We start from the raw sequence: 26,159 nt of genomic DNA, 5'->3' as shown, positions 1-26,159 counted from the left end.
TCTATCCAAAGATGGAGAAAACTTCAAAAAATTATTGCACAACAACTTGAACAGTACCGTTTTCAACATTGAATAATTGATAAGAAATAGACAAATCATGCAAATGCTTTTGTACAGATTCATGGTCTAAAGTGGTAATGAAAACTTGACTACCAAGTTGGCTCAATCGCTCAATTAAACGTTGTTGTGCGGTTATATCTAATTCTGCTGTCACATCATCTAATAATACCACAGTTTCCTTATTAGACGCATGCAACATTGCGATCTGTGACAATTTTAAAGCCATGATTAATAATTTTTTTTGCCCCCGTGACAGTACGGCATCTGCATCTCCTGTTGGGGTTTTTAACTTTAAATCTGCACGGTGTGGACCATATTCTGTATAGCGTCTTTCGCAGTCTTTTTGATGATACAAAATCAAGTCTTCAGCCAAGCCATGTTCCACATGAAAGCCTGCTGCATACTCCATATGGATCTCGATATCTGGTAATAGCGTTTTAAGATCTTGCTGAAAAAATATCTGCCACTGTTCAACAATAGCCTGACGTTGTAAATGTAATATTTCACCGTACTCACTAAGCATTTTGTTCCATGCTTCTAAATCTTGCAGCGTCAGATTACGTTTTGATTTTAATAAGCTGTTTCGTTGTTTTAAAGCTCTAGAATAAAATTGCCATGCATAATAAAAATCTGGTTCCACGTGAAACATTAACCAATCAAGCAATTGTCGTCTTGGTTTAGCTCCGTGATCAATAATATCTGTACTCAGAGGGTCAATAAGCTGTAATGGTAAAATTTTGGCTAGCTGTCCCTGTGTAGCAATACTATCCCCATTCACTTTGATGTTTTGCTCACCCGTAATGAGCTTTTGCATACCTATCTTTTCAGTAGCAGACTGTGCAAATACAATCGCATCTTGCATTTGATTTTGAATGTAATGTTTAGGAATATGTGTACGAAAAGATCGACCAGTGGCCAATAAGTGAATTGCTTCTAATATAGACGTTTTTCCTGAACCATTTTGTCCATAAAAAACATTAAACGGTTGCAACTCTTGGAGTGCAACCGCTTTTAAATTTCTCACACGCTGGATATTTAAACGCGTAATAAACATGACCAGATTAAACTAAATCAAAAACAACATTAAACACGCATCGGCATGACGACATAAGTTTGATCTTGATGAGCAGGATCTTGAACCAATACAGATTGGTTTGCCTCAGTCATTGTCATTAATACATCATCACCATCCAACACATTCAATACATCCAAAATGTATTGTGCGTTGAATGACATTTCCATAGGTGCATTATTGTATTGAATCGCAAGATCTTCAACTGCCTCATCTTGCTCAGGGTTATTGGCACGAAGTTGCAGTGAATCTGGATTAAAGTTTAAAAATACACCACGTAATTTTTCATTACTCAGAATAGCAACTCGCTGTAATGATTGTTTGAAAATATCATGTGCAATCGTAACTGTTTTATCACCGCCACGAGGAATAACACGTCGATAATCAGGGAATTTACCATCAATTAATTTTGTAGTAATACGAACAGTAATATCACCCTGCTCTTTATCACGGCTTGGAATTGTCAAAGTAACATTCAGCAGTTCACGACCAATTAACAACGAGAGTTGATTATCTTCGATACTCAATAGACGCTGTAATTCACCGACCGCTTTACGAGGCACAATTGCTTGCACTAACTGCGAAGCATTCGAACTGGCCAATGTTTCACAAAGAGCAAGACGATGTCCATCTGTCGTCACTGCACGAAGCTGATTTTCATCAATTTCCAGTAAAGTGCCTGTAAGATAAAAACGGACATCCTGAACAGCCATCGCAAAAGAGGTTTTTTCAAATAATCGTTTTAGTTCACGTTCAGTCACCTGAACTTGAGTCCCTTGGCTATTTTCAGTCGTTAATAAAGGGTAATCCTCAGCAGATAATGTTCCTAATACAAAGCGGCTATTACCAGATTTCAAAATACAACGCTGGTCTTCTGTGATTTGTAAATCAATAAGTGCTGCTGTCGGCAAAGATTTACAGATATCCATCAATTTACGTGCGGGTACTGTGGTTTGACCTGCTTGTAAACATGCTCCCTCTACAAGCGTTGTACTCGCAACAAGTTCAACTTCAAGATCGGAACCTGTAATCGTCAGTGCATCTTGAGTAACCTGAACTTTGACGTTTGAAAGAATATTTAACGTATGGCGACGTTCTACAGCACCTACAACATGAGACAAAACATTGAGTAAGCTTTCTTTCGCGATCTTCAAACGCACGATGGATTTCCTCTAAAACAGTATATCGACGACAGACTAAAACACTTTAATCATGTACTATGCGGCAGAATATGCCGCATTGCAAGAATAGAATTTAAACAGATTTAGCTTTGTAATAAGCGCATTAAATTTTTGTAATCTTCATTAAAGATAGGATCTTCAGCACACAAACTCTGCACTTTTTCACAGGCATGCATGACTGTACTGTGATCACGACCACCAAATGCCATGCCAATTTCAGGAAAACTGTCGCCCGTTAATTCACGCGCAAGCCCCATTGCTAACTGACGTGGTCGAGCATAAATACGAGTTCGTTTAGGTCCAACCAGCTCTTTCAATGGAATACGAAAATATTCACTGACTACACGCTGAATATTTTCGGTGCTAATGGTACGAGCACGAATCGCAAGAACATCTTTCAGTGATTCACGCACCACATCTAAGTCGATTGGTGTCCCTTTAAAACGAGAAATCGCGACGACTTTATTTAATGCACCTTCAAGTTCACGTACGTTTGCCACAACCTGCTGCGCAATAAAGAGCGCACAGTTACGAGGCAAATCGATACCATTACTTTCTGCTTTTTTAAGTAAAATCTCAATTCGAGTTTCAATATCAGGCGGTTCTACCCCTACCGATAATCCCCATGAAAAGCGAGATACCAAACGAGGATCTAACTCGGTCAACTCTTTAGGATAGCGATCTGAGGTTAAAATAATTTGTTTAGATTCATCTAATAAGGCATTAAACGTGTAAAAAAACTCAACCAAGCTGGCTTCTTTACCTGCAAGTAAATGGATATCATCAACTAAAAGTAGATCTAGTGAACGGCAATTCTTTTTAAATTCTTCGACTTTACCTTGTTTAAGTGAGCTCACAAAATCCTGAACAAAACTTTCAGCAGTCATGTACATCACACGAGCATTTGGTTTAGCTTGTAATAAAGCATTACCCACTGCTTGCATCAAATGTGTTTTACCTAAACCGGTCGGACCGTATAAAAATAACGGGTTATGTTGAGGTTCGCCTAACTGAGTTAACACTTTACGGCAGGTTTCTGCCGCCATCTGATTTGAACGCCCTTCGACGAACAATGCAAAATTAAACAGAGGATTTAATAATCGTTTTTTTGATGTTTTTGCATTTTGCTGCTCATTGCTTTCTTTTTTTGCTCTGACTACAGGTGCTGCTGCTGAAGACTCAAGCGCTGCAGTTGTTGTCGCTGGTTGCTCTGAAGCAGATAAAATCGCGCCTGGTCGTGAGTCGACTAAAATTTCAACTTTACAAACACGTCCTTCAGACATTTGTTCTGCAAGAATGCTAATTAATTCTAAATGATGTTCTTGAATATAGCGTGTCCAGTAAGGATTAGGTGCATAAAGCTTTAAAACACCATCTACCTCTTCGGCAACCAATGGACGTATCCACATTGCAAAGACATTATCTGAGAGCTCTTGTCGCAAGCGATTTAAGCAGTCTGTCCACAGCATGTGAAACCCCTCATTCCATTTAAATTTAAAAACAACCCCATGAGATTGGGGAGGCAATCATACCCAAGTTATCCACATATGTCATGAGTAATTTTGAACTTTAACCACAAATAATCAAATTTAAAAGTCTAAATTTAAATTTAAAACAGGGTGTGGATAAGGTTTTCCACAAACTGTGGATAAATAAAAACAATAACTTATCCACAATCTATAAAAAATATGGAAACATAGTTATCAACAACCTAAGTATATATATTTTAAAAAAAATAATGCCTTATCCATAGAAAATTACAACCCTAATAGTAATAAATTTAAATTTATAAATTTGAATTTATTTAATAAGATTCTGTTTTCTGTGGATAATCATTCCTTGTGTTTAAATTTAAATTCAAATTTAAAAATCAGCCATAATTGAATTTCATCTTGTGTATAAGTTTATGGATATTTCTGTGGTTAACTTAAATACTATAATAAAAACATATATTTATTTTGTGTATAAATAGATTGTTTAACAAATTTGTATCTTTCTCAGAGTCAAGCAACTTTCATCAAAAGTGTTACACAATACTGTTTAATATTGACAGAACAAACAATGCACAATACAATCGCGAACCTTTATAGAACACCAACTTTGGAGTTTCGATATGAAACGTACTTTCCAACCATCTGAATTAAAGCGTAAACGCGTTCATGGTTTCCGTGCTCGTATGGCGACTAAAGCTGGCCGTCAAGTATTAGCTCGTCGTCGTGCAAAAGGTCGTCACAGCTTAACTGTTTAATACCAGTTTAGTTTATCGACGATTTGGGTGTTATGACACTTTATAGTTTCAGTCCAGAGGTGAGAATCCGCTGTGCTGCAGATTACAAAGGTGTATTTGATGGTGCGCTTTTTAAAGTGCATCAACCCCATTTCTTATTTTTAGCTACACCGACTAAACAGCCTAAAAGCCGTTTAGGTATTGTTGTTGCTAAAAAGAAAGTGCGCCGTGCACATGAAAGAAATCGAATAAAACGTATTGCTCGCGAAAGTTTTCGCTTAAATCAGCAAGATATAGATTTATTGGATATTGTGGTCATGCCTAAGGTAGGTATTGAGTCAATTCCGAATGCTGAATTGCATAAGCAATTACAATTTGCATGGCAGAAGCTACAGCGTCTTGTAAAAAAACATCATAAAATATCAGTTCCCTCTCCTCAAAGTTAGAGGTGGCCAATGGTCCGTATATTGCATTGGTTGATTCGTTTCTATCAAATTGCGATTAGTCCGCTCCTTGGACCTCGTTGCCGTTATTTCCCAACTTGTTCTCAATACTCGTTAGAAGCTATTCATATACATGGCCCGATTAAAGGTGTCTGGTATGCAACGCGACGGATTTGTCGTTGCCATCCGTGGGGTGGAAGTGGATATGATCCTGTTCCCAAAAAAGCAATTCGTTTTATTTCATTTCAGCAAATAGATTCTCAAATGACTCACGTTACTGTACCCTTGCGTGAGCGTTTATTGAACCAAAAATCACTCTAACCAATTGGGGTAATCGATATGCAACAATGGGCCAGGTTTGCAATTCTCGGGGCCATGTTTGTCACCGCATATTTGCTTATTCTTGCTTGGCAAAAAGACTATGGTCAAACTGAAACAACTGCTGCGACAGCACCTGCTGCCGTCGTTGCCCAAGATGTTTCTGCTGATCTGCCAACGAGCCAAACGACAGCGGGTTTAACTGATATACCGCAAGCAAATATTGCAGCTGAACAACAAGACACAACTACACCTGCAACAGCAAATCAACAATTAGTTGCTGTTCAAACTGATTTATATCATCTTTGGATTAACCCTAAAGGTGGGGACATTGTCCGTGTTGAACTACTCAATCATGATAAAAGTAAAAATAGTGAACAACCGTTCGTTATGCTTGAAAATGATGAGAAACGTACTTATGTCGCTCAATCAGGTTTAATTGGTTTAAATGGACCTGACAGTAGCCGTAGTGGACGTCCAACATTTGAGTTTGAAAAGTCGACTTATACTTTAGCTGATGCTCAAGCAACCACCAATAAAGATGGTGAAGCTGAGAAAGTGTTAAAAGTACCAATGGTATTAAAAACGGCTGATGGTGTTGAAATCATCAAAACGTTCACTTTCCAAGAAGGTGCATATCCAGTTAACGTAAGTTATCAAGTGATTAACCGTAGTCAGCAAAACTGGCAAGGTCAAATGTTTGGTCAGATCAAACGTGACAACTCTGAAGATCCAGGTAAAACTGATCAAGGAATCTTTACGCTGGGCACTTATTTAGGTGGTGCTTGGGGTACACCTGATGAGCACTATAACAAATTAAAATTTGATAATTTTAATGAAGAAAAGTTAAGTGTTGAGGCTCAAGGTGGTTGGGTTGCAATGGTTCAGCATTACTTTGTAAGTGCTTGGGTGCCTGGTAACTTCGGTAACCAGCCGTATTCTGCAAAAATGGAGTCACGTAAATCTGCTGATGGTATGAATATCATTGGCTTTACTTCGCCTACCATTAATGTACCAGCTGGCAAAACAATGACTGTTGATGCAACATTCTACTCAGGTCCAAAAATTCAATCTGAATTAAAAGACTTGGCAACTGGTTTAAATCAAACGGTTGATTATGGTTGGTTATGGCCAATTGCGAAATTGCTATTCTTAGGTTTGCAATTCTTCCATGGCATTGTTGGAAACTGGGGTTGGTCAATTATTCTATTGACAATTCTTGTGAAACTTATTCTTTGGCCTCTTTCATCTAAGAGCTATCGCTCTATGGCAAAAATGCGTGTGATTGCACCAGAAATGCAACGCATGAAAGAAGAGTTCGGCGAAGACCGTATGCGTTTCTCACAAGAAATGATGGCACTTTATAAGCGTGAACAAGTCAATCCATTATCTGGTTGTTTACCTTTACTTCTTCAAATGCCAATTTTCTTGGCTTTGTATTGGGTGCTCATGGAGTCTGTTGAGTTACGCCACGCTCCTTGGTTAGGTTGGATTCAAGATTTATCTGCAATGGACCCATGGTTTATCCTACCATTGTTGATGGGTGTGACGATGTATGTTCAACAAATGTTGAACCCACAGCCGACAGATCCAATGCAAGCAAAAGTCTTTAAGTTTATGCCGATTATTTTCACGGTATTCTTATTGTTCTTCCCTGCTGGACTTGTGCTTTACTGGATTGTCAACAACTTGATCACGATTCTTCAGCAAGGTCTGATTAATAAGAGTGTTGAGAAAGCTCGCTTAGCAAAAGAAGATACAGCATCTACGAACTAAGTTTTGTTAGTAGCTGAATCGATCCGCTTAAGGTGATATCCTTAGGCGGATTTTTTTTGCCTAGCTTTGAGATCAATTCAATGACGAACCTACAACATCAAACCACTATTGCTGCGATTGCAACACCGCCAGGTCGTGGAGGTGTAGGTATAATTCGACTGTCTGGTCCTAAGGCATATGCCATAGCAGAGGCTTTAACTGGTAAGGCACTCGGACCTGCTCGTTATGCTGCATTTCGTCAATTCCTTGATGCGAATGGGCAAGTCATGGATGAAGGGTTGGTCATTTGTTTTCCAAATCCGAATTCTTTTACGGGTGAAGATGTAGTTGAGTTACAAGGTCATGGTGGACCAGTGATTCAAAATACATTATTGGGCCGACTGTTAGAGCTAGGTGCAATTGCAGCAAAAGCGGGTGAGTTTTCAATGCGCGCTTTTGAAAATGGAAAAATGGATTTAGTCCAAGCCGAAGCAATTGCTGATTTAATTGATGCTACTTCACAAGCAGCTGCTCGTTCTGCAGTACGTTCATTGCAAGGCGCATTTTCGGCCAAAGTAAATACAGTATTAGAAAAACTCATTCACTTACGATTACATGTTGAGGCGGCGATTGATTTTCCTGAAGAGGAAATTGATTTTCTTGCAGATGGAAAAATTTTAGCGTTATTGGAAGATGTGCAAGCATCAGTGGGTGCAGTACAACAATCAGCACGCCAAGGTCAACTTCTGCGTGAAGGTTTACAAGTGGTGATTGCAGGGAAACCCAATGCAGGTAAATCGAGTTTATTGAATGCATTGGCTGGTGTTGAACGCGCGATTGTAACGGACATAGCAGGTACAACGCGTGATGTACTACATGAGAAAATAAGCCTAAATGGTTTGCCAATTACCCTGACGGATACCGCAGGTCTGCGTGAAACGGGAGATATTGTTGAGAAAGAAGGCATTCGTCGAGCAATTAAAGAAATAGAAAATGCTGATCTCCTACTCTTGGTTTACGATTTGAGTCAAGGTGAAGATCCGATGCATTTGGCAGATACCTACTTTGCTAATTATATCGATCCTAAACGCTTAATTTTAATCGCTAACAAATGTGATTTAGTAGATCGTGAAGCTAAAGTTGCTGATCTCCAAGGCTTTAGACACATTACGGTCTCAGCCAAGCAAGAAATGGGTGTTCAATCGCTTGTAGATGCGATTACAGCACATGCAGGCTTTCAGCCTGAAGAAGATACCTTTATTGCAAGAACACGCCACCTAGACGCAATGAAGCGCACTCAATCTTATCTTGCGGAAGCTCGTGAACAACTTGTTGTTTACCATGCTGGAGAGCTCGTCGCAGAATCGTTACGTCTCGCACAGAATGCATTAGGTGAAATTACTGGTGATTTTAGTGCGGATGATTTACTCGGAAAAATCTTTGGCTCTTTCTGTATCGGGAAGTAAACGAGTTTTTATCTGTGGTTTAAAAAGCCCAGTAATGGGCTTTTTTGTTAATTGGCTAAAGGTAACTTGCTTGACTTAACCCTCATCTGCTTTATGAATAAAACAATCAGTAAGATTGAAATCGCAATACAGAACCAAATCACTGCATTTGTAAGCCCAAAATGGTCAGCTAAATATCCTACTGCTAGGATGGGTAGAATCGTTCCGAGATAGCCGATAAAGAGATAAGTAGACATGACGGCGGCTCGATTGTGAGGTGTGGTCATGTGATGAATAAGACCGAAAGCCCCAAGTAAAGCTAAACCATGCCCAATCCCAAATAGACCATCGCTTAGGAAGAATAACCAGCTGATTTTAAACTCCATACAGAGGAATAAAGCGATCACACTCATGAAGCAAGTCATGATACCGAGTAATAGGCTAGATTGCGGTTTGATTGATCTTAAAAAAAATTGTGTCGCAGCTGAAATCAGTAAAATGACAGTAATGGCAGAGCCACTAATCAGTGGACCGTGCCAAGGCAAGATGTCTTTTACAAAAGAAGGAGATAATGAGGCGTATAAACTAAATCCTGCAAAAACAGAAAATGCAGTCAAACTAAGAATAAAAAATTGAGTGCGATCATGTGATTGTGGCGTTAATAATTTGGGAGCAAAATTAAATTTTTGCACATCAAAAGGTATAGGTTTAAGTGTAAATAGACTAAAGAAGCAAAATATTGAACCTATCACAATGGGTACATAAGGTATTACCAAAGGATATGCAAAAAATTCAGCAAAAAATCCCCCAAATAAGGGACCTAAACCAAATCCAACAGCAGTAATGATTGAGCTTAATTGTGGTGCAATTTGTTTATGGGAAGTTGGAACAGTTTGAATAAGCCCAATAAGAGCAGATGTTGTCATCAATCCAGATGCGATACCAATGATAAATCTTCCCCATGAGAGAGACATGACATCGCTCGCAAAGATAGACATTAACAAGCCAATGGTGATAAAAATGAGCCCAAGTTGCATAGTTTTTACATAACCAATGGTATTACTGGTTCTGCCCAAAAACAGTAAGGTGGTCAGGCATCCTATCATGTAGGAAACGAAAATAAAGGTGATATCGCTTGGGTTTAACCGCCATAATTCTTGGTAAATTGGATAAAGTGGGCTAGCAAGCGCTGTTCCAATAGTGCCGATACAGAGTGCGATACTTACGAGAATAAAATCTCGCCACGATTGATTTTCATTCATTATTTGTCTTATAGAACAGCAGTGCGGATACGATGATTCATTAGTCTATGTCGACTGTTAAGCACGAGTCAATTATCTTCAATCAGTTAAAATTCAACTGTCATATTTGGTTTCACGTGAAACAATTTATGAAGTTTAAAATTACATAAAAACTGATCTTTGTAGAAAGTAGAAGATTAGAATAAGCAACAATATCCATCAAACATATGTTCAACTTATGTATAAAAAAATTTTAATCAGTGTTTTACTTGCACTGTCTACAAGTACAAGCTTTGCGAATATTGAATTGCTTCATCAGAAAATTAAAACACAGCACCCAAAATTGAATATTCAAAATTTACAAAAAACTGATATGAAAGGTCTCTATAGCGGATCTTTAGACAATCAGATTATTTATATTGATGAAGAAGCTAAGCATTTATTCTTTGGATCAATGATTCGTATCGAAGATCAAAAAAATTTAACACGTGATTTGGTGCTGAAACATAACTCAGTCGACTTTAAACAACTTCCACTTCAAGATGCCATTAAGACTGTAAGGGGGAATGGTAAGCGTCAGCTCGCGATCTTTTCTGACCCAAATTGCCCATATTGTAAGACGCTTGAAAATAATTTAAGCCAGTTAAAAGATGTGACAATTTATACGTTTATGTATCCAATTAAATCTCAATCGATCCAGCCCTCTAAACAAGTTTGGTGCTCCGCAAACCGTGAGTTTGCATGGAATGCCCTTTTACAAAAGAATCAACAACCAACAGCCCAAGCTGATTGTTCAAACCCTATTGAACGAAATTTGGAACTTGGACGTCGTCTAGGTGTTCAAGGAACGCCAGCAATTATTTTTGAAAATGGATTTAAGGTAACAGGCGCTTATCCAGCTTCAGAAATTGAAAAAATTTGGAAAGAGCTGAACTTGTAAAATCTAGGTCATAGGAATGAAAAAGCACCTTAACAAGGTGCTTTTTTTGATTAAGATTTTTTGGTAACGAGGTTATAAATAAACAGAACGATAATTGCGCCTATGACTGAAGCAATAAAACCTGCCGATGAACCTTCGGGATAAATATTAAGAAGGCGTCCACCATATGTAGCAAGTAATGAACCAGCAATACCTAATAACGTCGTGACAATGAAACCTGCTTTATCGTCACCAGGATGAATTGCGCGAGCAATTAAACCTGCTATAAAACCGATAAGAATAGCTCCAATAAGTGAAAACATATTTGTTCTCCTTTTTATCATGAATTTTTATTGTGTCGCTCAAATATAGTTGATTATGTATCGATGTTTGAAAAGAAGAATCACGCTACATGTTGTTGTTATTTTGTTGTTTATAAAAAAAGTGGCATATGCCACTTTCTTAAAAAAAAATTACAGACCGATTTCACCAATGAATGGAATGTGACGGTATTTTTGATCGTAATCTAGTCCATAACCTACGATAAATTTATCTTCAACTTCAAATCCTAGAAACTCTACTTCCAAATCGATTTCTCTTCGAGAAGGCTTACTGATCAGCGTGCAAAGTTTGATAGAGTTTGGCTCACGAGTTTCAAGGATTTCTACCACTTTACTCAGCGTATTGCCTGAATCGATGATGTCCTCTACGACAAGAACATCTTTACCACGAATTTCACCATCAAGGTCTTTTAGAATTTTAACATCACGACTAGAAGTCGTTCCACTGCCGTAACTTGAAACTGTCATAAAGTCGAGTTCGTGTGGTTTTTCAATTGTGCGGCATAGGTCTGCCATGAAAATCACTGAACCGCGAAGTAAGCCTACAAGAACCAATTCTCGATCACTATTTGCATAGTGAGCATTAATTTGATTACCAAGTTCATTAACTTTCGCTTGAATTTCTTCAGCGGAAATCAACACTTTCATGTCAATGGTCATGGGTAGATACCTAAAACAACAATTCTAAAATTAAAAAAGGTGTTGACCTGCAACACCTGAAATATGCTTCGATTTTAAAACATATCCCAGAATGTTGCACCCTTTTTAAAAAAACGAAATGTAAACTAATGGTTTATTAATGCGCATCGCGTTTTAGTACGACAGCACAAACTAAGAATACAGCACCAATCAACACATATTTTTTAATTGGGTGTTGTGGTTGAGTCTGAGCATTAGGATGCTGATTGTTGATATGCTTTTTGTCCATAAATATAAGTCGCCTCAATATTTCGATCATCACCCATGGTAAACAATGCGAAAAGTGCATCTTCAATATTTTTAGCGCGTTGTTGTCTTAATGTTTGTAATGCAGTGGCATTCAAATTTAATACAACAAAATCCGCTTCTTTTCCAATATTAAAGTTACCAAGTTTATCCTCGAGCGCTAATGCTTTTGCTCCACCTAGGGTCGCATGATAAAGCGATTCAAATGCAGATAATTTGTCGCCTTGGAGTTGTTGAACTTTATAGGCTTCATTCAACGTCTGAAGCTGATTAAATGAAGTCCCCGCACCGATATCTGTGCCAAGACCGACTTTGACTTGTTTATCCCAGGTTTTTTTCAATGGAAACAATCCACTTCCTAGAAAGAGGTTTGAAGTCGGGCAGAAGGCGATTGCAGAGTTTGTTTGATGCATACAATCCCATTCATGCTCTTCTAAATGAACACAGTGAGCGAAAACAGATTTATTGCCTGTTAATCCATAGTGGTGATACACATCTAAATAGCCATTTTGCTCAGGAAAAAGCTCTTTCACCCAAGCGATTTCATTGGTGTTTTCACTCAAATGAGTATGAATATATACATCAGGATATTCAGTTTTTAACTGCCCTGCTCTTTTTAATTGTTCTGGTGTAGAGGTAGGCGCAAAGCGAGGCGTAATGGCATAAAGGCTTCGACCTTTACCATGCCATTTCTCAATCAATTCTTTGCTATCTGTATAAGCGGTTTCAGCGGTGTCTGTCAGTGCTTCAGGTGCATGACGATCCATTAATACTTTGCCTGCAATCAAGCGCATCTGGTATTGTTCTGCCGCTTCAAATAGTGCATCAACAGATTCTTTGTGAACTGTACAAAAAACCAATGCAGTCGTTGTGCCATTTTTCAGCAGCTCATTGACAAAAAAGTGTGCAATTTGGTCTGCATAAGCTTTGTCTTGAAATTGGATTTCTGTAGGAAAGGTATAAGTATTCAGCCATTCGAGTAATTGTTCGCCATACGCACCTACCATTTCAGTTTGAGGAAAGTGAATATGCGTATCGATAAAACCAGGAACAATCAGTTGATCTGGGTAATGCTCAACTTGAATAGAGGATTCAAGCTGATGGAGCTGTTGTTGCCCATCTTCCCAACGACCAAACCATTGAATTTTACCCGCTTGAGTAATCAATAAACCATCTTCTACGTAACGCACTTGGTCGTGAATTTCACGCGCTTGGGCAACCGTATTCTGAATATCTAGGAAGCGACCGCGAATCGCCGTCGATGCAACTACAGAAGACATTTAAAACCTACACTTTTAATTTTTTCGGTTGATTGTAACTGATCTATCTTAATTAAACTGTATATCGTTTGCTGAGCCCCCACTCTGCGAGAATACGACGATAAGTAGTCGAAGATCGATCAGCCTCAAAATGCGCTTCCATCATTAAATCAAGTGGTAATTCTTCAGGTTTTTGCGATTCTACGATGTCTTGGTCTTCGGCAAAAATTTGGGCATTAAAATCATAGACTGCTTGTAAATCTCCAGTCTGATCAAAATTACGCGTCAAAGGAACAAATAATCTGGTTTGATTGACCGATACAGGACAACACGCATTCAAGATTTTTAAAATCCCATTGTCTGGAAAATCTACAGTTAATATCGCTGAAAATGGTGGGTAAATATCAAAAGTCCTTTTCCACTCAAAACCTTCTGGCTCTAAGTGTTTCAAAGCATGCGGGTAATTACTGACACCACTAATATAAATTGTTTTTAAACCATAGTTTGTTCTCTCAGTATGGTATTTCGGTACAACTGGGTTGTTTCGATCTGCAAAAGCTTCGTGATGCACCCATGCAAAGTGAGCTACATCAATGAATCCTTCAAGTTGACGACCTGCTGAACCTGCAATATCAACGTACGGAGGCAAAATAGACTGATGATCAGGATGATCCCAAGTGTCAAGTTGAGGAATATTATTGTGTTGAAAATCACGTCCATGCAAGCTAGTCCAGACCAGTCCATATCTCAAAATTACTGGAAATTGGGTTAAGCTAAAACGGTCAGATATCTTAGTTAAATCAGGTTGAGCAGGAATTTTCGTACACTTCCCAGCAAGGTCGAATCTTAGACCGTGATATCGGCAAATAATTTCTTCACCCTCTACCCATCCTTTACTTAGAGGTACACCACGATGAGGGCAGATATCACGCACTAATCGAATTTCCCCATTGTCAGTTTGGTAAATCGCCATTTTTACATCAAGTAAAGTGACCTGATGTGGTGTGGTTGAAATATCTTGAATACGAGCCACTGGATACCAATATTGCGCGAGAATTTCCCAATCTTGTAAGTCGAAACTACATTGGCAAGGTGCACTGAGTGGATTTAATGCGGGAATCATATTCATCGTCATTTCCTAAAAAAAGAGCTCCGAAGAGCTGCGCTAAATTTACTGAGCTTTTTTCTTTGGAGATGATGCAAGATCTTTGCCAACCGTCTCTTAACATTTAAAATTGGAGAGCTGAGTGGAAATATTAAATTCTAATCAAAATATATAAAGTGAATTTACCCATGGACTTATATGAGAAGTTAAGCCATTTAATACGATCTAATGCAGATATTTATGAACTTTTACATTGTTTACGGCAGATTGATAGTGCGGCCTATTTTAGTGCGGGCTTGATTCGAAATTGGATCTGGTCTTATTTACATAATCAAAATTATTCTATTTTTGAAACTGAAATTGATGTCATTTATTTTGATCCTTCAGAAAAAATGGATGAGAGACGAAATTATTTAAAGGGTGCACTTCAACATAGATATCCTAATATTCATTGGGACATTACAAATCAAGCTCTGGTACATCATTGGTACAGAACTGATGAAGGTGCTCAAATTGATCCATATACTTCAGTACATCATGCTATGAGTTTTTGGCCAGAAACGGCAACCGCAATCGCTATCAAATTAATGGAGAATAATCATATTGAAATCCTCGCCCCTTTGGGGCTTGAAGATTTATTTACTTTAAAATTAAGGTGGAATAATCGTTTGGTTTCACGTGGAGTCTTTGAACATAGGGTTAAGTCAAAATGTTTTTTGGAACGATGGCCTGAGTTAAGCATTGTGAATTAGATTGCTCATCTAATGATATAAATAAAGCCTTCAGATGAAGGCTTTATTGAATCCAACAAAGTTTGACCTTATAAGGTCGTTTGATGATGTTTTTTACTATAACGGATTGAAAGCCATGCTGTAATTGAAAGGACAATAACGATAAAACTTAATGAAATCCAAATTGGCATATGGAATACGTCAAGCATAAGCATTTTGAAACCGATAAAAATTAAAATAGCCCCAAGTCCATAAGGCAAATAATGCATTTTTGAAGCAGCTCCAGACAGTAAGAAAAACATAGCCCGTAGACCAAGGATAGCCATCAAGTTAGCTGTAAGGACGATAAAAGGATCAGTGGTCACCGCAAAAATCGCTGGAATAGAATCGACTGCAAAAATAACATCAGATGCCTCGACTAAAATCAGCACTAAAAATAATGGGGTTGCCCATAGAGCGCCATTTTGCCTTACGAAAAACTTATTTCCTTCCAACTGTGGAGTAATTCGCATGTGTTTACGTAGCCATTTCAGAATGGCCATATCTTCAATATTTGGATCATCCTCTTGTCCTTTAAGGAATTTAAATCCAGTGTATACAAGGAAAGCACCGAAGATATAGAGGATCCACGAAAATTCCTGAACGAACCACGCACCGATAAAAATAAAAATTGTTCTGAGAATAATAGCGCCTAATACACCATAAAGGAGTAATTGACGTTGAAGTGCAGGAGGTATAGCGAATGCAGCAAAAATCATTAGCCACACAAAGACGTTATCAATTGCAAGCGACTTTTCCAGTAAGTAGCCAGCAAAATATTCCATAACTTTTGTATTGGCTACGTTTACACCAGCGGTATTTTCTAGATATAGCCATAGTCCACCACCAAAAAGTGTTGCGACAGTGACCCAAGCAATACTCCAATAAGCAGCAGTTCTAACTTTAACTTCTTGACCTTCTTTTTGTTTAAAACCTAGAAAGTCAATTAAGAGCATAATCGTGACGATGCCAAAAAAAATGACATAAAGCCAAATATTGCCTATGGTTTCCATAGTGATCTCCAATACTGGCAATTGATTTTGGCATAAAAAAACCTCGACCAGTTGCCAGATAATAATTCTGAAACAACATGATCAAGGTCTTGCCTACACCATTTTGATTATGCATTTTAGATAATCGAAATGATGCTCAGATACCGACTTCTTTCAAAGTGTAATGACGATATTCTGACACAGTATTTAAGTACTGTTGGAGGAGGCTACTCCCCTTGTTCAAATTTGATAATAAATTACGTTGAAATCGTTTCATTTGATTTCGAGTGCACAAAGGATGACACACTTATAAGTTGTGTGCAAATTATTTAAATGGGTTATTAAATTTGTCTTTAAAAATTGAAATTAATAAGATTATTGCAATGATGATCAATACTACAATTGATATTAAATAGATATCCATTTCATTTACTCATTAATGTTTTAACAATAATAATACATTTATATATTAAAAAAATAACATTTAATGATTATGACTGACAATATATATTTTTGTTTTTTATAATATTTCTTTTTTTAAAATAAATTAAAGTTTTGAATTTGTAATTGATAGACAAGTTTGTCCCATTTTTTCATAGTGTTATGTAAATATGTCGTTCTAATCTATATTTAATAACGAATGATAGGATAATGATAATGTTAGAAATTAAACATCAAGAAAATGGATCAAAAGGTGAGTTTTTTATTGGTGAAGATGGCCATCATTTAGCTGAAATGACTTATTCATGGGCAGGTGAAGATAAATTTATTATTGATCATACTTGGGTTGATGATTCATTAAGAGGGCAAAACGTGGGACGTCAACTTGTTGACCGTGCGGTGGAATTAGCTCGTCAAAAGAATGTTAAAATCCTACCGCTTTGTCCATTTGCTAAATCTGTTTTCAACAAAGATGAAGCAATCCATGATGTTCTGTTTAAATAAAATCATACAGTGAGCGGTCATATGCAGTTTGAACATATCGATAGTGTGAAAGGCGGTGAGTTTTATCTCACGGACGCAGATCAATCAAGAATTGCAGAAATCAGCTATCGTTACCAAACTCCACAGATCATTATAGCTGATCATACTTGGGTCGATGATCGTTTACGTGGACAAGGAACTGCAAAGTTATTGTTAGATCGACTTGTAGAATTTGCTCGTACAGAAAAATTAAAAATTGTTCCAACTTGCTCTTATGTGGTTGTCATGTTTAAGCGTTTTCATAATGAATATCATGACGTTATCGCTTAAATATAAAAAAGCCCGCAGAGCGGGCTTTTTTATTTATTCTTTTGCTTTGAGTGCTTGAATGAGTTTTTGATGCAAACCACCAAATCCACCATTTGACATGATCACAACGGCATCCCCCTCGCCTGCTTCATTCACGACATTTCGAATGATCTCTTCTAAAGTACGCGCTACCACAGCTTTATTCGGAGCAGCTTCAACAACAGGTTGTAGATCCCAATCTAAACCCTCCGGTTGATACCAAATCACTTCATCTGCCAATCGAGCAGAATATGCTAAACCATCTTTGTGGCTTCCCATTCGCATCGTATTTGAGCGAGGCTCAATAATCGCCCACAGTTTACGTTCGCCTAGTCGCTTACGAGCACCATCCAGTGTTGTGTCAATTGCTGTTGGATGATGAGCAAAATCATCAAAAACTTCAATGCCTCGAATTGTATCGAGGAGCTCCATACGGCGTTTTACACCACCAAAATTGGATAATGCTTCGCATGCGGTTTCAATGGAAACACCTACATGCTCTGCAGCTGCAATGGTTGCTAAAGCATTTGCAACGGAGTGTTGACCTGTCATTGACCATTGGACTGTACCTTTTATTTCACCGTCTTTTAAGACTTGGAAATGAGTACCATCTACAGAAAGTTGGTTTGCAGAGATAGTTGCTTGATCATTAGATTCAAGCGATGTACGGACGATCGGTGTCCAACAGCCTTGTGCCAAAACTTCATCAATATTTGATTCAGTGATTGGTGCGATGATACAGCCTTCACTTGGAATAGTACGAACCAAATGATGAAATTGTTTTTGAATGGCAGCGAGATCATCAAAGATATCTGCATGATCAAATTCAAGATTATTTAGAATAGCTGTCTTTGGATGGTAATGAACAAATTTAGATCGTTTATCAAAGAATGCAGAGTCGTATTCATCTGCTTCTACACAGAAATATTGACCTCCGCCGAGACGAGCACTTTCTTTAAATCCAAGTGGTACACCACCAATTAAAAAGCCCGGTTCCAAGCCCGCTTGATCTAATACCCAAGCTAACATCGTGGTAGTGGTTGTTTTTCCGTGCGTACCAGCAACCCCTAATACATGTTTACCTTGTAACACATGGTCGGCAAGGAACTGTGGTCCAGAGATATAGGGTAACCCCTGATTTAGCATGTATTCAACGGCATCAATTCCACGTTTCATGGCATTACCAACGATCACTAAATCTGGGTGTGGTTGCAAATGACTACGGTCATAACCTTGCATTAAGGTAATACCCGCATTTTCGAGTTGTGTCGACATAGGTGGATACACATTTTGGTCCGAGCCTGTCACTGTGTGCCCTAGGTCTCGAGCTAACAGTGCTAAAGATCCCATAAAGGTGCCACAGATTCCCAAAATATGCAGATGCATGATGATTTACTCCACTACTCTTTTCGACACAAACATCTTTTTGGTGCTGTTGTCATGTGTTATTTGATTTGTTGTCAACGATAACAAGGGTCTTGGTGAAAAGATAGTGATTATTAGAAGGCATTCCGTAAAATTTTGCAGAAATAAATTTTTAAACTTATGAGCTAAAATATATGAATATTTTTAATCTAGTATGATGAAACGAAATGATTTAATCGTAGAATAACGCGGACGATTTAACTTGAGATTTAAATGATTTATTTACCTTTATTGCTTCTGATTTTAGCAAATTGCTTTATGACTTTGGCGTGGTATGGTCATTTAAAATTTTTGCCGCATGATGCCCCTTTATGGCAAGCCATTCTATTTAGTTGGATCATTGCATTATTCGAATACAGCTTAATGATTCCTGCAACCAAGATGCTGGCTCAAAATGGCTGGGCTGTGGGACAAATGAAAATCACTCAGGAAGTCGTTACGCTATTGGTATTTGTTCCTTTCATGATTTTCATGTTTAAACAGCCTTTCAAATTAGATTATGTATGGGCTGCACTTTGCTTATGTGGTTGTGTCTATTTTGTATTTAGAACACCATGATTCAAAAGGATGAAGATTAACTAAAGTTATTTTCATATTCCCGAACTAATCTTTGACGATCAGGTTCAAAATCAAAATGTTTTAAGCAGCGTGCCAAGATTTCATGTGCCATTTCATGAGCAGCTTCCCGTAGTTCCGGTTCAGATACATTTTTTTCAATCATGGATAAGCATTTAATTATTCTTTGATTTAATTCGATATTACTTACACAGTCCCGTGCCATCGGTGCAAAGCTACTGCTAATAAACTCACGAATATCAAACATATCGACACTGATATTCGAGAAATTAAAAGTTTTCTGTTCTGGATCTGGCTGACTATCAATAATAATCCGCGTTAAGGCATTGATCGCACTAATTGCTGAACCCACATCATTAATTGCAGCTGACATCGCTTTTTGTCCAACCTCGCTCATGACCAATAAACCAAATCTTGGGTCTTGTAAAAAGCTACGGTTCGTTTCGATAATTACGTATTCATGAATTTGTTGTTCTAAATTTTTTAATTCTTCATCATCTATTAGATTTTCTGCAAAGACTTCAATCAGAACCAGTGATGGGTCTACAAATTTCCCAGGAAGAAAAGCAAGATGAATATGTGCATTGTGAGTTTGAGCAAGAAGATTTAAGGACTCAATATCAAAATGAGTAAAATAACCTGTCTGTTTTGGGTGTATTTTGAGTTGGCTTTCGCCCAATGGTTTTTGTCCAGAAGCGCCAAAGTTGGGGTGTGTACGGAATGTACTTAAAGCTTGAGATGCTGCTGTTTCAATTTTAGAAATAGCATTGGTTAATGTGCCAAGCTGAGACAATGTTTGTACCCAACGAATCAGTGTCACAATCAAATAAATGAGAACCAAAATGGTACTTACAAATAAGACAAAACGACCCGAAACGCCATAATATTGTAAACCCAAAGCGATTTTTGCGATGACGGCATAGATAAATGCGGAAATAAAACTGGTAATTGCGAGACGAGTATTATCATCATTCATCATCAGCTTATAAGCACGTGGCGTACCACTCGATGAAGCTGAAGCAAATGCGGCGACCATAATCGAAAGTGAAAATGTAGTGACCGCCAGCATACTCGAAGCAATGATATCCAGTAGGCTACTTAGTGTTTCAATACTGATATTTGGAACCGCGTGTGATGGAATAAAATAACGACTTGCAGTTGCAAATAAAGAGAAAAAAATCGCTAATAAAGCTCCAAGTGCTGGTGTAAACCATAAATTTTCTGCAGGGTTATTCCACCATAATTTCAGTTTAAACCACATTCTATATTCTCCTTTTTATTTTTTAATTTGAATGGCTTAGTTCAGTTTAATCCAAATTCAATTTCAATTTATCTTGAATGAGCCAGATGTTTAAGGTGGATGAGGCAGAACAATGACCAATCATAAAAATCTTTTTTTATGTCTATTAACAAGTATATATTTTTAATCCTTATTTTATCAGCTTAACTTTAGACCTATTCATTTTCAGTCTATAATAGTGAGTTCTTATTAAAGCTTGGCTCTCGTCGAGATTTATCTCTCTTACTTTAATCTCTGGAAACATTGCAATGAATGCGGCCGCTTCACAAGACACTCCTCTCGTTGGAATTATCATGGGCTCTCAGTCAGACTGGGCGACACTCGAACACACTGCCAATATGTTGAATCAGCTTGGTGTACCTTTTGAAGCGGAAGTTGTGTCAGCACACCGTACGCCAGATCGTTTGTTTGAATATGCTGAGCAAGCTCGTGATCGTGGTATCCAAGTGATTATTGCGGGTGCTGGTGGTGCAGCGCATTTACCGGGTATGTGCGCAGCGAAGACTGATCTTCCTGTTCTAGGTGTGCCGGTTAAATCTTCGATCTTGAATGGTGTTGATTCATTGCTTTCCATTGTACAAATGCCAGCAGGTATTGCTGTCGGTACATTGGCAATTGGTCCTGCAGGTGCGACCAATGCTGCGATTATGGCGGCACAAATTTTAGGTTTAACTCGCCCAGATATTGCAAAGAATGTAGCCGATTTTCGTTTAGCGCAAACTGAGAAAGTTGCGAGTAAAAATATTCCTGGTCAAGCTTAATTCGAGAGAAATCTTATGGATAAAACCATCGGTATTTTTGGTGGCGGTCAATTGGGTCGAATGATGGCGCAGGCGGCACTTCCATTAAATATTCAATGTACTTTTTTTGAAGCAAGTACAGACTGCCCTTCTGCTGCTTTGGGTCCAGTGATCTCAACTCAAGCTAAAAATGGCTTACAGGATTTCATTAATAGTGCAGAAGTCTTTTCTTTAGAATTTGAAAATACGCCATTGTCAGATGTAGACATATTAACTGAAACCAAGCAACTGCATCCCCCGCGTCAGGCTTTAGCGATTGCTCAGCATCGCTTGTCTGAAAAAGCGTTATTTGATGAGTTGGACATTCCAGTAGCACCTTACAAAGCGGTGACATCACTAGAGAGTTTACAAAACGCAGTTGCTGAACTTGGTCTTCCAATCGTACTAAAAACTTCACGTGGTGGTTATGATGGTAAAGGTCAGTTTGTCTTACGCACAGCGGATCAAATTGATCAAGCATGGGCAGAACTTGGTCCTGCGGGTGAATTGATTGCTGAAAGTTTTGTGACTTTCTCGCGTGAAGTGTCAATCATTGCAGTACGTGGTCAGAATGGTGATGTGAAAACATGGCCATTGGCTGAGAACCACCATCACAATGGTATCTTATCGCACTCGATTGTCCCTGCACCGAACAGTGTAGATCTACAACCTGTAGCACAAGATTACATCACTCGCTTGCTTAACCATTTGAACTATGTTGGTGTGCTGACGCTTGAGCTATTTGTGACGGACAAAGGCTTATATGCTAATGAGATGGCGCCACGTGTACACAACTCAGGTCATTGGTCGATTGAGGGTGCTGTGTGCTCTCAGTTTGAAAACCATATCCGTGCTGTTGCAGGCTTACCTTTGGGTTCAACTGAGATGATTCGTCCAACGGTATTGGTGAACATTATTGGTCAGCATCCAAAGACTGAAGATGTGTTGGCTTTAGAGGGTGCACATTTGCACCTTTATAACAAGTCAGAACGTGAAGGTCGTAAAATTGGTCATATTACCTTAATGCCAATCGATAGCTCAGAATTGACTACACTCTGTCGCCAATTGTCGAAAATTTTACCAAACCCATTAGCATTAAGTGAAGATATGACCATCTAGATTTTAAGTTGCTGATAAAAAAAGCGATCACACGAGTGGTCGCTTTTTTATTTATCTTGTTTAAGGCATGATTGCGCCTCTTTAAAAATCACTTGCCATTGGTCGGATGAAATTTTAAAAAAATTGCATAATAATTAAACTATTAGTTCTGATTAGAATACATATTTTGAACTGTGTATAAGTTTGATTATGGCTTATGTGAGCCATCTTAACTTTGAATTCAAAGTGGGTTTAAATTCAAAATAATAGGCTTGCAGGATATTTTGAATTCAAAGTTACTATTGAGGTTTGAATTCAAAAATGTATTTAAAGATTTGTATCTAAATTCTTATCTATTGAGTAAATTAAATTATTTTAATATTTATAATTTTCAATGATTTATGTTGATTTGTGGTGTTGGATGACTGTGGATAAGTTTTTTGAATTTAAATGTTGTGTGGCGGTTTAAATTTAAATTCAATAACAAATGAATTTAAAACTAGGTTGTGGATAAGTTTTTAAATTTAAATTTTCAAAATAAATTTAAAAAAGTAGAAAGTATGAATTTAAATTTACGATTCGATGCTTTAATTTTTAGAGTGAGCTGTTAAGGTAAAGACATAATTCCAACATTTTAGAATTACAGGGTCTTATGCAACGGCTTGCACTCACGATAGGTTCATTTTTTTTAGCGATGTCTCAAACTCATGCTGAGTTGATTATTAATGGTCAGTCTGTGACAGCCTCGCCATCCATGACGCCAACTGTGTCATCCGCTCCTAATTTTCAGCAATGCATCTCGAATTTAAAATCACAAGCGATCACTAGAGGGGTTAGCTCGGCGACGTATGATCGTTACACGCAGAATTTAACTCCTGACTATTCTGTGATTGAACGTTTAAATTATCAGCCTGAATTTTCGACGCCAATTTGGGATTATTTGTCAGGTTTAGTTGATGATGAACGTGTTCAATTGGGGCAACAGAAACTTCGACAGCATCGAGAAACACTTGACCGTGTAAGTGTGGCTTATGGCATTCCAGCTGAAATGGTGGTTGCAGTTTGGGGAGTTGAGAGTAACTATGGTGATATTTCTGGACGCTATCCATTGCTTCAAGCTTTGGGAACTTTAAGCTGTGAGGGGCGCCGTCAATCGTATTTTAGAGGTGAATTTTTTACCACCATGAAACTTTTACAGCGTGGTGATGTTCGGGAAGAACAATTGAGAGGATCGTGGGCAGGGGCTTTTGGTCATACTCAGTTTATGCCTTCAACCTATGATGAGCTTGCTGTAGATTTTGATGGTGATGGACGACGTGATCTAGTCTCGAGTATTCCAGACGCTTTGGCTTCAACAGCAAATTTTTTGAAGAAAAGAGGATGGCAAACTGGTCAACCTTGGGGATTTGAAGTGCAGATTCCTGCAGGAATGTTAGTTGTAGGTGAGGGGCGACGTAATAAGAAAGCATTGTCTTATTGGGTCAATCAAGGATTGAATAGAGTGGATGGCTCCCCTTTAATTCAGGGTAATCTTTCTGCATCTTCTCAAGCTGGGTTGCTTGCGCCTGCTGGCAGTGCTGGGCCGGTCTTTCTAGTATTTAAAAATTTTGATGCTATATATAGTTATAACGCAGCAGAAAGTTATGCGTTGGCAATCGCACATTTATCAGATCGATTGCAAGGAAAAGCTAAAATTGCAAAAGCTTGGCCGACTGATGATCCTGGTACATCAAGAGCAGAACGCCGAGAAATTCAACGCTATTTAATCCGGCGCGGTTACGATATTGGTGCGATTGATGGTTTAATTGGGGATAAAACTCGACAGGCAATTCGTCAAGAGCAAACCCGATTGGGCTTAAATCCTACAGGTCGAGCGGGACAGCAGATATTGAGTGCATTTAGAAATGAGCAGGCTCAGCTGATGATGCAATAAATAGGTTCTCGGATTAAAAAAGGTCAACATAGGTTGACCTTTTTTTGTGATGATGTTTCTAAATAATAGAGCGATCGATTTTAACAGCATCGAGTAAGTCAAAAATGACTAAGGTTACATCTTGACTTAATTCTCGATCGTTAAAAATTTCATAAGCTGTAATGGTGACATCTGTATCGCTTGGAAGCTGGCGTTGTTCCTCTTCAATTAAATCTTGAATAGGTAATAATGTTTGCTTAATTTGAATATGTAAGACGTCTTCGAATTTAATGTTCTCATCATCGAGTTCGATGAGTTGTTTATTGAAATATGGCAGTAAAATTGAGTAGAGATAAGGTTGAAGCTCGACAATATCAAATATTTCAATATCACGAGTTTCCTCGATCGTGCTGATATGATCATTTACCTCAAGAATAATATGATAATAACTCACGTCTCTCTCCTCTGATTAATTTTAAAATACCTTAACACGAATTCAAAACTATTCAATTAAATCCGTAATTTAATTATGGGATTGAGCTGTGGCGCTGATTTTATCGACTTTTTAGCAGTTCGAGGTCGGCAGTAGTCAATTTAAAATTGGAGAAATTCTGCTTTTCTAGAATTGGATACATTAAGGCATTGGGGTCATTAGTATGCTGAAGACCTAATGCATGGCCAAATTCGTGAGCTAATGTGATTCGAAGCTCATCTATAGATTGAAATTCATAAATATTGATTTCACGACCATTAAACTCGCCTTTGTGGAACATTTTGGCTTGAAAAACTTGGTTAAACTCATTAATAGCTTTACGTTGTTGGTGTTGGGATTGGTTGAATTTTTCAACTTTATCGTTGAGTTCTGTTCGTAAGATGTTAAATCGTTCAATATTGCTTTCAATCCCAAGCTTCTGCTGTGTGAGCCGTGTCTTAGAGTTATTGATCTGCTGAAGTTGTGAATCTGTAATAGATGTGTTTAAGCCATTAATGTGGTGGACGAAATTATTATGTTGATCTAGATCATTACTATAGTTGTGTTGCTGCTGTTCAATTTGCTGTTTTAAAAATTCAAGTTGTTGTGATTCTTGCTCTAGCTGTAATCTCATTTGGTCGGCTAATGATTTGCTATTTTCAAATTGCTTTAGCGTATGCTTTCTATAATTGGATTCATTTTGACGTTCATCAAAAATGAGATTAATTGTAAGACGAGCATTGGGGTCGTAAACGAAATACTTTTGTTGAGTTTGATTTTCCCAGATATTCGCTGCCTCTTGAGTTATTTGGCGTAATGCCTCTGTATCAAGTTGAAATCTTGGGTCAATAAACCCAATACGATATCTTAGGCGTTGATCAATGGGGTGTTGAAGCCGATCTAAAGTTGAATTGTGATTTAATTGAGGATGAATAAAACGTTGTACAGCAAAATATGCAACGCATAAAAAGGAAAAGATCAGAATAATGGAGCGCATCATGCGAGCAATTCAACTTAATTTTTATTCAATGTAGCCTAAAAAAACATTTTAGAAAATAAAACATCAAAATATATGAGCTCCAGTGTGTATAAAAATGAAAATTATTCGTAAAATTTAAATGAATGATGAAAATAAATATGAATAATGATTAAAAAACGAGTGAAAATTCATGTTTTTCATCTTTTTAGACGAAAAAAGCAACACCCGTTGAAAATAAGTGAAATAAGGGGTTGCAAGGGAAGAAAAAATCTA

At 37.9% G+C, this 26,159-nt stretch carries 26 protein-coding genes and 1 pseudogene; 13 read left to right on the top strand and 14 right to left on the bottom strand.

From position 1 onward, the window contains the following. Nucleotides 1-31: 31 nt before the first annotated feature. The 3 genes from recF to dnaA all read right to left on the bottom strand — a co-directional run bounded on the left by recF (nt 32) and on the right by dnaA (nt 3,782). On the bottom strand, nt 32-1,114 hold the full coding sequence (gene recF, locus AC1M9D_RS10385) for a DNA replication/repair protein RecF (RefSeq protein WP_481612120.1): 1,083 nt from the start codon (nt 1,112-1,114) through the stop codon (nt 32-34). A 29-nt stretch (nt 1,115-1,143) separates the two neighbouring features. Continuing rightward, nucleotides 1,144-2,292 (bottom strand): DNA polymerase III subunit beta, encoded by a 1,149-nt coding sequence (dnaN, locus tag AC1M9D_RS10380; RefSeq protein WP_092768709.1) that lies wholly within the window; start codon nt 2,290-2,292, stop codon nt 1,144-1,146. A 104-nt stretch (nt 2,293-2,396) separates the two neighbouring features. After that, nucleotides 2,397-3,782 (bottom strand): chromosomal replication initiator protein DnaA, encoded by a 1,386-nt coding sequence (gene dnaA / locus AC1M9D_RS10375; RefSeq protein WP_481612119.1) that lies wholly within the window; start codon nt 3,780-3,782, stop codon nt 2,397-2,399. Between the two features lie 644 nt (nt 3,783-4,426). On the opposite strand from dnaA, the gene rpmH reads away from it, so the two are divergent. The 5 genes and pseudogenes from rpmH (at nt 4,427) to mnmE (ending at nt 8,522) form a co-directional block, all read left to right on the top strand. Beyond that, nucleotides 4,427-4,561: a 50S ribosomal protein L34 gene (rpmH, locus tag AC1M9D_RS10370; RefSeq protein ID WP_000831329.1), complete on the top strand. Its 135-nt coding sequence runs from the start codon at nt 4,427-4,429 to the stop codon at nt 4,559-4,561. A 32-nt stretch (nt 4,562-4,593) separates the two neighbouring features. After that, a complete protein-coding gene (gene rnpA / locus AC1M9D_RS10365) occupies nt 4,594-4,986 on the top strand; it encodes a ribonuclease P protein component (protein WP_035268604.1) in 393 nt (130 codons plus the stop codon). Nucleotides 4,987-4,995: 9 nt separating this feature from the next. Continuing rightward, a pseudogene (gene yidD, locus AC1M9D_RS10360) lies at nt 4,996-5,317 on the top strand (membrane protein insertion efficiency factor YidD). 5 nt (nt 5,318-5,322) lie between these two features. Further along, nucleotides 5,323-7,077: a membrane protein insertase YidC gene (gene yidC / locus AC1M9D_RS10355; protein ID WP_035268599.1), complete on the top strand. Its 1,755-nt coding sequence runs from the start codon at nt 5,323-5,325 to the stop codon at nt 7,075-7,077. 80 nt (nt 7,078-7,157) lie between these two features. Then, nucleotides 7,158-8,522, top strand: a complete 1,365-nt coding sequence (gene mnmE / locus AC1M9D_RS10350) for a tRNA uridine-5-carboxymethylaminomethyl(34) synthesis GTPase MnmE (RefSeq protein WP_481612118.1) — start codon at nt 7,158-7,160, stop codon at nt 8,520-8,522. A 47-nt stretch (nt 8,523-8,569) separates the two neighbouring features. Here the strand turns inward: mnmE and AC1M9D_RS10345 are convergent, their stop codons facing one another. Continuing rightward, on the bottom strand, nt 8,570-9,763 hold the full coding sequence (locus AC1M9D_RS10345; RefSeq protein ID WP_481612117.1) for an MFS transporter: 1,194 nt from the start codon (nt 9,761-9,763) through the stop codon (nt 8,570-8,572). A 217-nt stretch (nt 9,764-9,980) separates the two neighbouring features. On the opposite strand from AC1M9D_RS10345, the gene AC1M9D_RS10340 reads away from it, so the two are divergent. Further along, the gene (locus AC1M9D_RS10340; protein WP_481612116.1) at nt 9,981-10,682 is read left to right on the top strand and encodes a DsbC family protein; all 702 of its coding nucleotides are present in this window, start codon (nt 9,981-9,983) and stop codon (nt 10,680-10,682) included. Between the two features lie 50 nt (nt 10,683-10,732). On the opposite strand, the gene AC1M9D_RS10335 is transcribed toward AC1M9D_RS10340, so the two are convergent. From AC1M9D_RS10335 to AC1M9D_RS10315, 5 genes are all read right to left on the bottom strand, one after another. Further along, complete coding sequence (locus tag AC1M9D_RS10335) at nt 10,733-10,984, bottom strand: GlsB/YeaQ/YmgE family stress response membrane protein (RefSeq protein ID WP_035268591.1); 252 nt, start codon at nt 10,982-10,984, stop codon at nt 10,733-10,735. 150 nt (nt 10,985-11,134) lie between these two features. Beyond that, on the bottom strand, nt 11,135-11,662 hold the full coding sequence (gene hpt / locus AC1M9D_RS10330) for a hypoxanthine phosphoribosyltransferase (protein ID WP_035268589.1): 528 nt from the start codon (nt 11,660-11,662) through the stop codon (nt 11,135-11,137). Nucleotides 11,663-11,798: 136 nt separating this feature from the next. After that, the gene (locus AC1M9D_RS10325; RefSeq protein WP_257219949.1) at nt 11,799-11,930 is read right to left on the bottom strand and encodes a hypothetical protein; all 132 of its coding nucleotides are present in this window, start codon (nt 11,928-11,930) and stop codon (nt 11,799-11,801) included. Further along, the gene (guaD, locus tag AC1M9D_RS10320) at nt 11,896-13,227 is read right to left on the bottom strand and encodes a guanine deaminase (RefSeq protein WP_481612115.1); all 1,332 of its coding nucleotides are present in this window, start codon (nt 13,225-13,227) and stop codon (nt 11,896-11,898) included. Before guaD ends, AC1M9D_RS10325 begins: the two co-directional genes overlap by 35 nt. A gap of 52 nt (nt 13,228-13,279) precedes the next feature. Continuing rightward, a complete protein-coding gene (locus tag AC1M9D_RS10315) occupies nt 13,280-14,335 on the bottom strand; it encodes a Rieske 2Fe-2S domain-containing protein (protein WP_481612114.1) in 1,056 nt (351 codons plus the stop codon). A 164-nt stretch (nt 14,336-14,499) separates the two neighbouring features. Here AC1M9D_RS10315 and AC1M9D_RS10310 point away from each other — a divergent pair, with 164 nt between their 5' ends. Beyond that, nucleotides 14,500-15,063, top strand: a complete 564-nt coding sequence (locus AC1M9D_RS10310) for a nucleotidyltransferase family protein (protein ID WP_481593977.1) — start codon at nt 14,500-14,502, stop codon at nt 15,061-15,063. 68 nt (nt 15,064-15,131) lie between these two features. On the opposite strand, the gene AC1M9D_RS10305 is transcribed toward AC1M9D_RS10310, so the two are convergent. Next, nucleotides 15,132-16,094 (bottom strand): TerC family protein, encoded by a 963-nt coding sequence (locus AC1M9D_RS10305; protein ID WP_481612113.1) that lies wholly within the window; start codon nt 16,092-16,094, stop codon nt 15,132-15,134. Between the two features lie 636 nt (nt 16,095-16,730). On the opposite strand from AC1M9D_RS10305, the gene AC1M9D_RS10300 reads away from it, so the two are divergent. Both AC1M9D_RS10300 and AC1M9D_RS10295 read left to right on the top strand, forming a co-directional pair. Further along, the gene (locus AC1M9D_RS10300) at nt 16,731-17,018 is read left to right on the top strand and encodes a GNAT family N-acetyltransferase (RefSeq protein ID WP_035268578.1); all 288 of its coding nucleotides are present in this window, start codon (nt 16,731-16,733) and stop codon (nt 17,016-17,018) included. Nucleotides 17,019-17,039: 21 nt separating this feature from the next. Next, entirely contained in the window at nt 17,040-17,327 is a 288-nt protein-coding gene (locus AC1M9D_RS10295) for a GNAT family N-acetyltransferase (RefSeq protein WP_035268576.1), read from the top strand. A 33-nt stretch (nt 17,328-17,360) separates the two neighbouring features. On the opposite strand, the gene mpl is transcribed toward AC1M9D_RS10295, so the two are convergent. Continuing rightward, on the bottom strand, nt 17,361-18,731 hold the full coding sequence (gene mpl / locus AC1M9D_RS10290; protein WP_481612112.1) for a UDP-N-acetylmuramate:L-alanyl-gamma-D-glutamyl-meso-diaminopimelate ligase: 1,371 nt from the start codon (nt 18,729-18,731) through the stop codon (nt 17,361-17,363). A gap of 252 nt (nt 18,732-18,983) precedes the next feature. Here mpl and AC1M9D_RS10285 point away from each other — a divergent pair, with 252 nt between their 5' ends. After that, nucleotides 18,984-19,328 (top strand): DMT family protein, encoded by a 345-nt coding sequence (locus AC1M9D_RS10285; RefSeq protein WP_035270328.1) that lies wholly within the window; start codon nt 18,984-18,986, stop codon nt 19,326-19,328. Nucleotides 19,329-19,344: 16 nt separating this feature from the next. Here the strand turns inward: AC1M9D_RS10285 and AC1M9D_RS10280 are convergent, their stop codons facing one another. Next, entirely contained in the window at nt 19,345-20,607 is a 1,263-nt protein-coding gene (locus tag AC1M9D_RS10280; protein WP_481612111.1) for a DUF2254 domain-containing protein, read from the bottom strand. A 287-nt stretch (nt 20,608-20,894) separates the two neighbouring features. Here AC1M9D_RS10280 and purE point away from each other — a divergent pair, with 287 nt between their 5' ends. The 3 genes from purE (at nt 20,895) to AC1M9D_RS10265 (ending at nt 24,456) form a co-directional block, all read left to right on the top strand. Next, the gene (purE, locus tag AC1M9D_RS10275) at nt 20,895-21,407 is read left to right on the top strand and encodes a 5-(carboxyamino)imidazole ribonucleotide mutase (protein ID WP_035270333.1); all 513 of its coding nucleotides are present in this window, start codon (nt 20,895-20,897) and stop codon (nt 21,405-21,407) included. A 15-nt stretch (nt 21,408-21,422) separates the two neighbouring features. Continuing rightward, on the top strand, nt 21,423-22,544 hold the full coding sequence (locus AC1M9D_RS10270; protein WP_481598072.1) for a 5-(carboxyamino)imidazole ribonucleotide synthase: 1,122 nt from the start codon (nt 21,423-21,425) through the stop codon (nt 22,542-22,544). Nucleotides 22,545-23,175: 631 nt separating this feature from the next. Further along, a complete protein-coding gene (locus AC1M9D_RS10265) occupies nt 23,176-24,456 on the top strand; it encodes a lytic murein transglycosylase (protein WP_481612110.1) in 1,281 nt (426 codons plus the stop codon). Nucleotides 24,457-24,514: 58 nt separating this feature from the next. On the opposite strand, the gene AC1M9D_RS10260 is transcribed toward AC1M9D_RS10265, so the two are convergent. Further along, a complete protein-coding gene (locus AC1M9D_RS10260) occupies nt 24,515-24,889 on the bottom strand; it encodes a hypothetical protein (RefSeq protein WP_035270344.1) in 375 nt (124 codons plus the stop codon). A gap of 100 nt (nt 24,890-24,989) precedes the next feature. After that, nucleotides 24,990-25,907 carry a matrixin family metalloprotease gene (locus AC1M9D_RS10255; RefSeq protein WP_481596648.1) on the bottom strand — a complete coding sequence of 306 codons (918 nt, stop codon included), beginning with the start codon at nt 25,905-25,907 and terminating at the stop codon, nt 24,990-24,992. Nucleotides 25,908-26,159: the final 252 nt, after the last annotated feature.

This window comes from Acinetobacter sp. ANC_7682 (assembly GCF_056779795.1).
Note: the sequence above shows the minus strand (reverse complement) of the source record. Positions and strands in the feature narration are given on the sequence as shown.

Excerpts from the sequence above, each read along its gene's own strand:
- AC1M9D_RS10310 (WP_481593977.1), top strand. The coding sequence starts at position 14,500 with ATGGACTTATATGAGAAGTTAAGCCATTTAATACGATCTAATGCAGAT.
- AC1M9D_RS10295 (WP_035268576.1), top strand. The coding sequence starts at position 17,040 with ATGCAGTTTGAACATATCGATAGTGTGAAAGGCGGTGAGTTTTATCTC.
- mpl (WP_481612112.1), bottom strand. The coding sequence starts at position 18,731 with ATGCATCTGCATATTTTGGGAATCTGTGGCACCTTTATGGGATCTTTA.
- AC1M9D_RS10335 (WP_035268591.1), bottom strand. The coding sequence starts at position 10,984 with ATGTTTTCACTTATTGGAGCTATTCTTATCGGTTTTATAGCAGGTTTA.
- AC1M9D_RS10325 (WP_257219949.1), bottom strand. The coding sequence starts at position 11,930 with ATGGACAAAAAGCATATCAACAATCAGCATCCTAATGCTCAGACTCAA.
- recF (WP_481612120.1), bottom strand. The coding sequence starts at position 1,114 with ATGTTTATTACGCGTTTAAATATCCAGCGTGTGAGAAATTTAAAAGCG.
- AC1M9D_RS10340 (WP_481612116.1), top strand. The coding sequence starts at position 9,981 with ATGTATAAAAAAATTTTAATCAGTGTTTTACTTGCACTGTCTACAAGT.
- AC1M9D_RS10285 (WP_035270328.1), top strand. The coding sequence starts at position 18,984 with ATGATTTATTTACCTTTATTGCTTCTGATTTTAGCAAATTGCTTTATG.
- AC1M9D_RS10315 (WP_481612114.1), bottom strand. The coding sequence starts at position 14,335 with ATGAATATGATTCCCGCATTAAATCCACTCAGTGCACCTTGCCAATGT.
- AC1M9D_RS10255 (WP_481596648.1), bottom strand. The coding sequence starts at position 25,907 with ATGATGCGCTCCATTATTCTGATCTTTTCCTTTTTATGCGTTGCATAT.
- AC1M9D_RS10280 (WP_481612111.1), bottom strand. The coding sequence starts at position 20,607 with ATGTGGTTTAAACTGAAATTATGGTGGAATAACCCTGCAGAAAATTTA.
- hpt (WP_035268589.1), bottom strand. The coding sequence starts at position 11,662 with ATGACCATTGACATGAAAGTGTTGATTTCCGCTGAAGAAATTCAAGCG.
- yidC (WP_035268599.1), top strand. The coding sequence starts at position 5,323 with ATGCAACAATGGGCCAGGTTTGCAATTCTCGGGGCCATGTTTGTCACC.
- AC1M9D_RS10305 (WP_481612113.1), bottom strand. The coding sequence starts at position 16,094 with ATGGAAACCATAGGCAATATTTGGCTTTATGTCATTTTTTTTGGCATC.
- purE (WP_035270333.1), top strand. The coding sequence starts at position 20,895 with ATGAATGCGGCCGCTTCACAAGACACTCCTCTCGTTGGAATTATCATG.
- AC1M9D_RS10345 (WP_481612117.1), bottom strand. The coding sequence starts at position 9,763 with ATGAATGAAAATCAATCGTGGCGAGATTTTATTCTCGTAAGTATCGCA.
- AC1M9D_RS10270 (WP_481598072.1), top strand. The coding sequence starts at position 21,423 with ATGGATAAAACCATCGGTATTTTTGGTGGCGGTCAATTGGGTCGAATG.
- dnaA (WP_481612119.1), bottom strand. The coding sequence starts at position 3,782 with ATGCTGTGGACAGACTGCTTAAATCGCTTGCGACAAGAGCTCTCAGAT.
- mnmE (WP_481612118.1), top strand. The coding sequence starts at position 7,158 with ATGACGAACCTACAACATCAAACCACTATTGCTGCGATTGCAACACCG.
- AC1M9D_RS10300 (WP_035268578.1), top strand. The coding sequence starts at position 16,731 with ATGTTAGAAATTAAACATCAAGAAAATGGATCAAAAGGTGAGTTTTTT.
- rnpA (WP_035268604.1), top strand. The coding sequence starts at position 4,594 with ATGACACTTTATAGTTTCAGTCCAGAGGTGAGAATCCGCTGTGCTGCA.
- guaD (WP_481612115.1), bottom strand. The coding sequence starts at position 13,227 with ATGTCTTCTGTAGTTGCATCGACGGCGATTCGCGGTCGCTTCCTAGAT.
- rpmH (WP_000831329.1), top strand. The coding sequence starts at position 4,427 with ATGAAACGTACTTTCCAACCATCTGAATTAAAGCGTAAACGCGTTCAT.
- AC1M9D_RS10265 (WP_481612110.1), top strand. The coding sequence starts at position 23,176 with ATGCAACGGCTTGCACTCACGATAGGTTCATTTTTTTTAGCGATGTCT.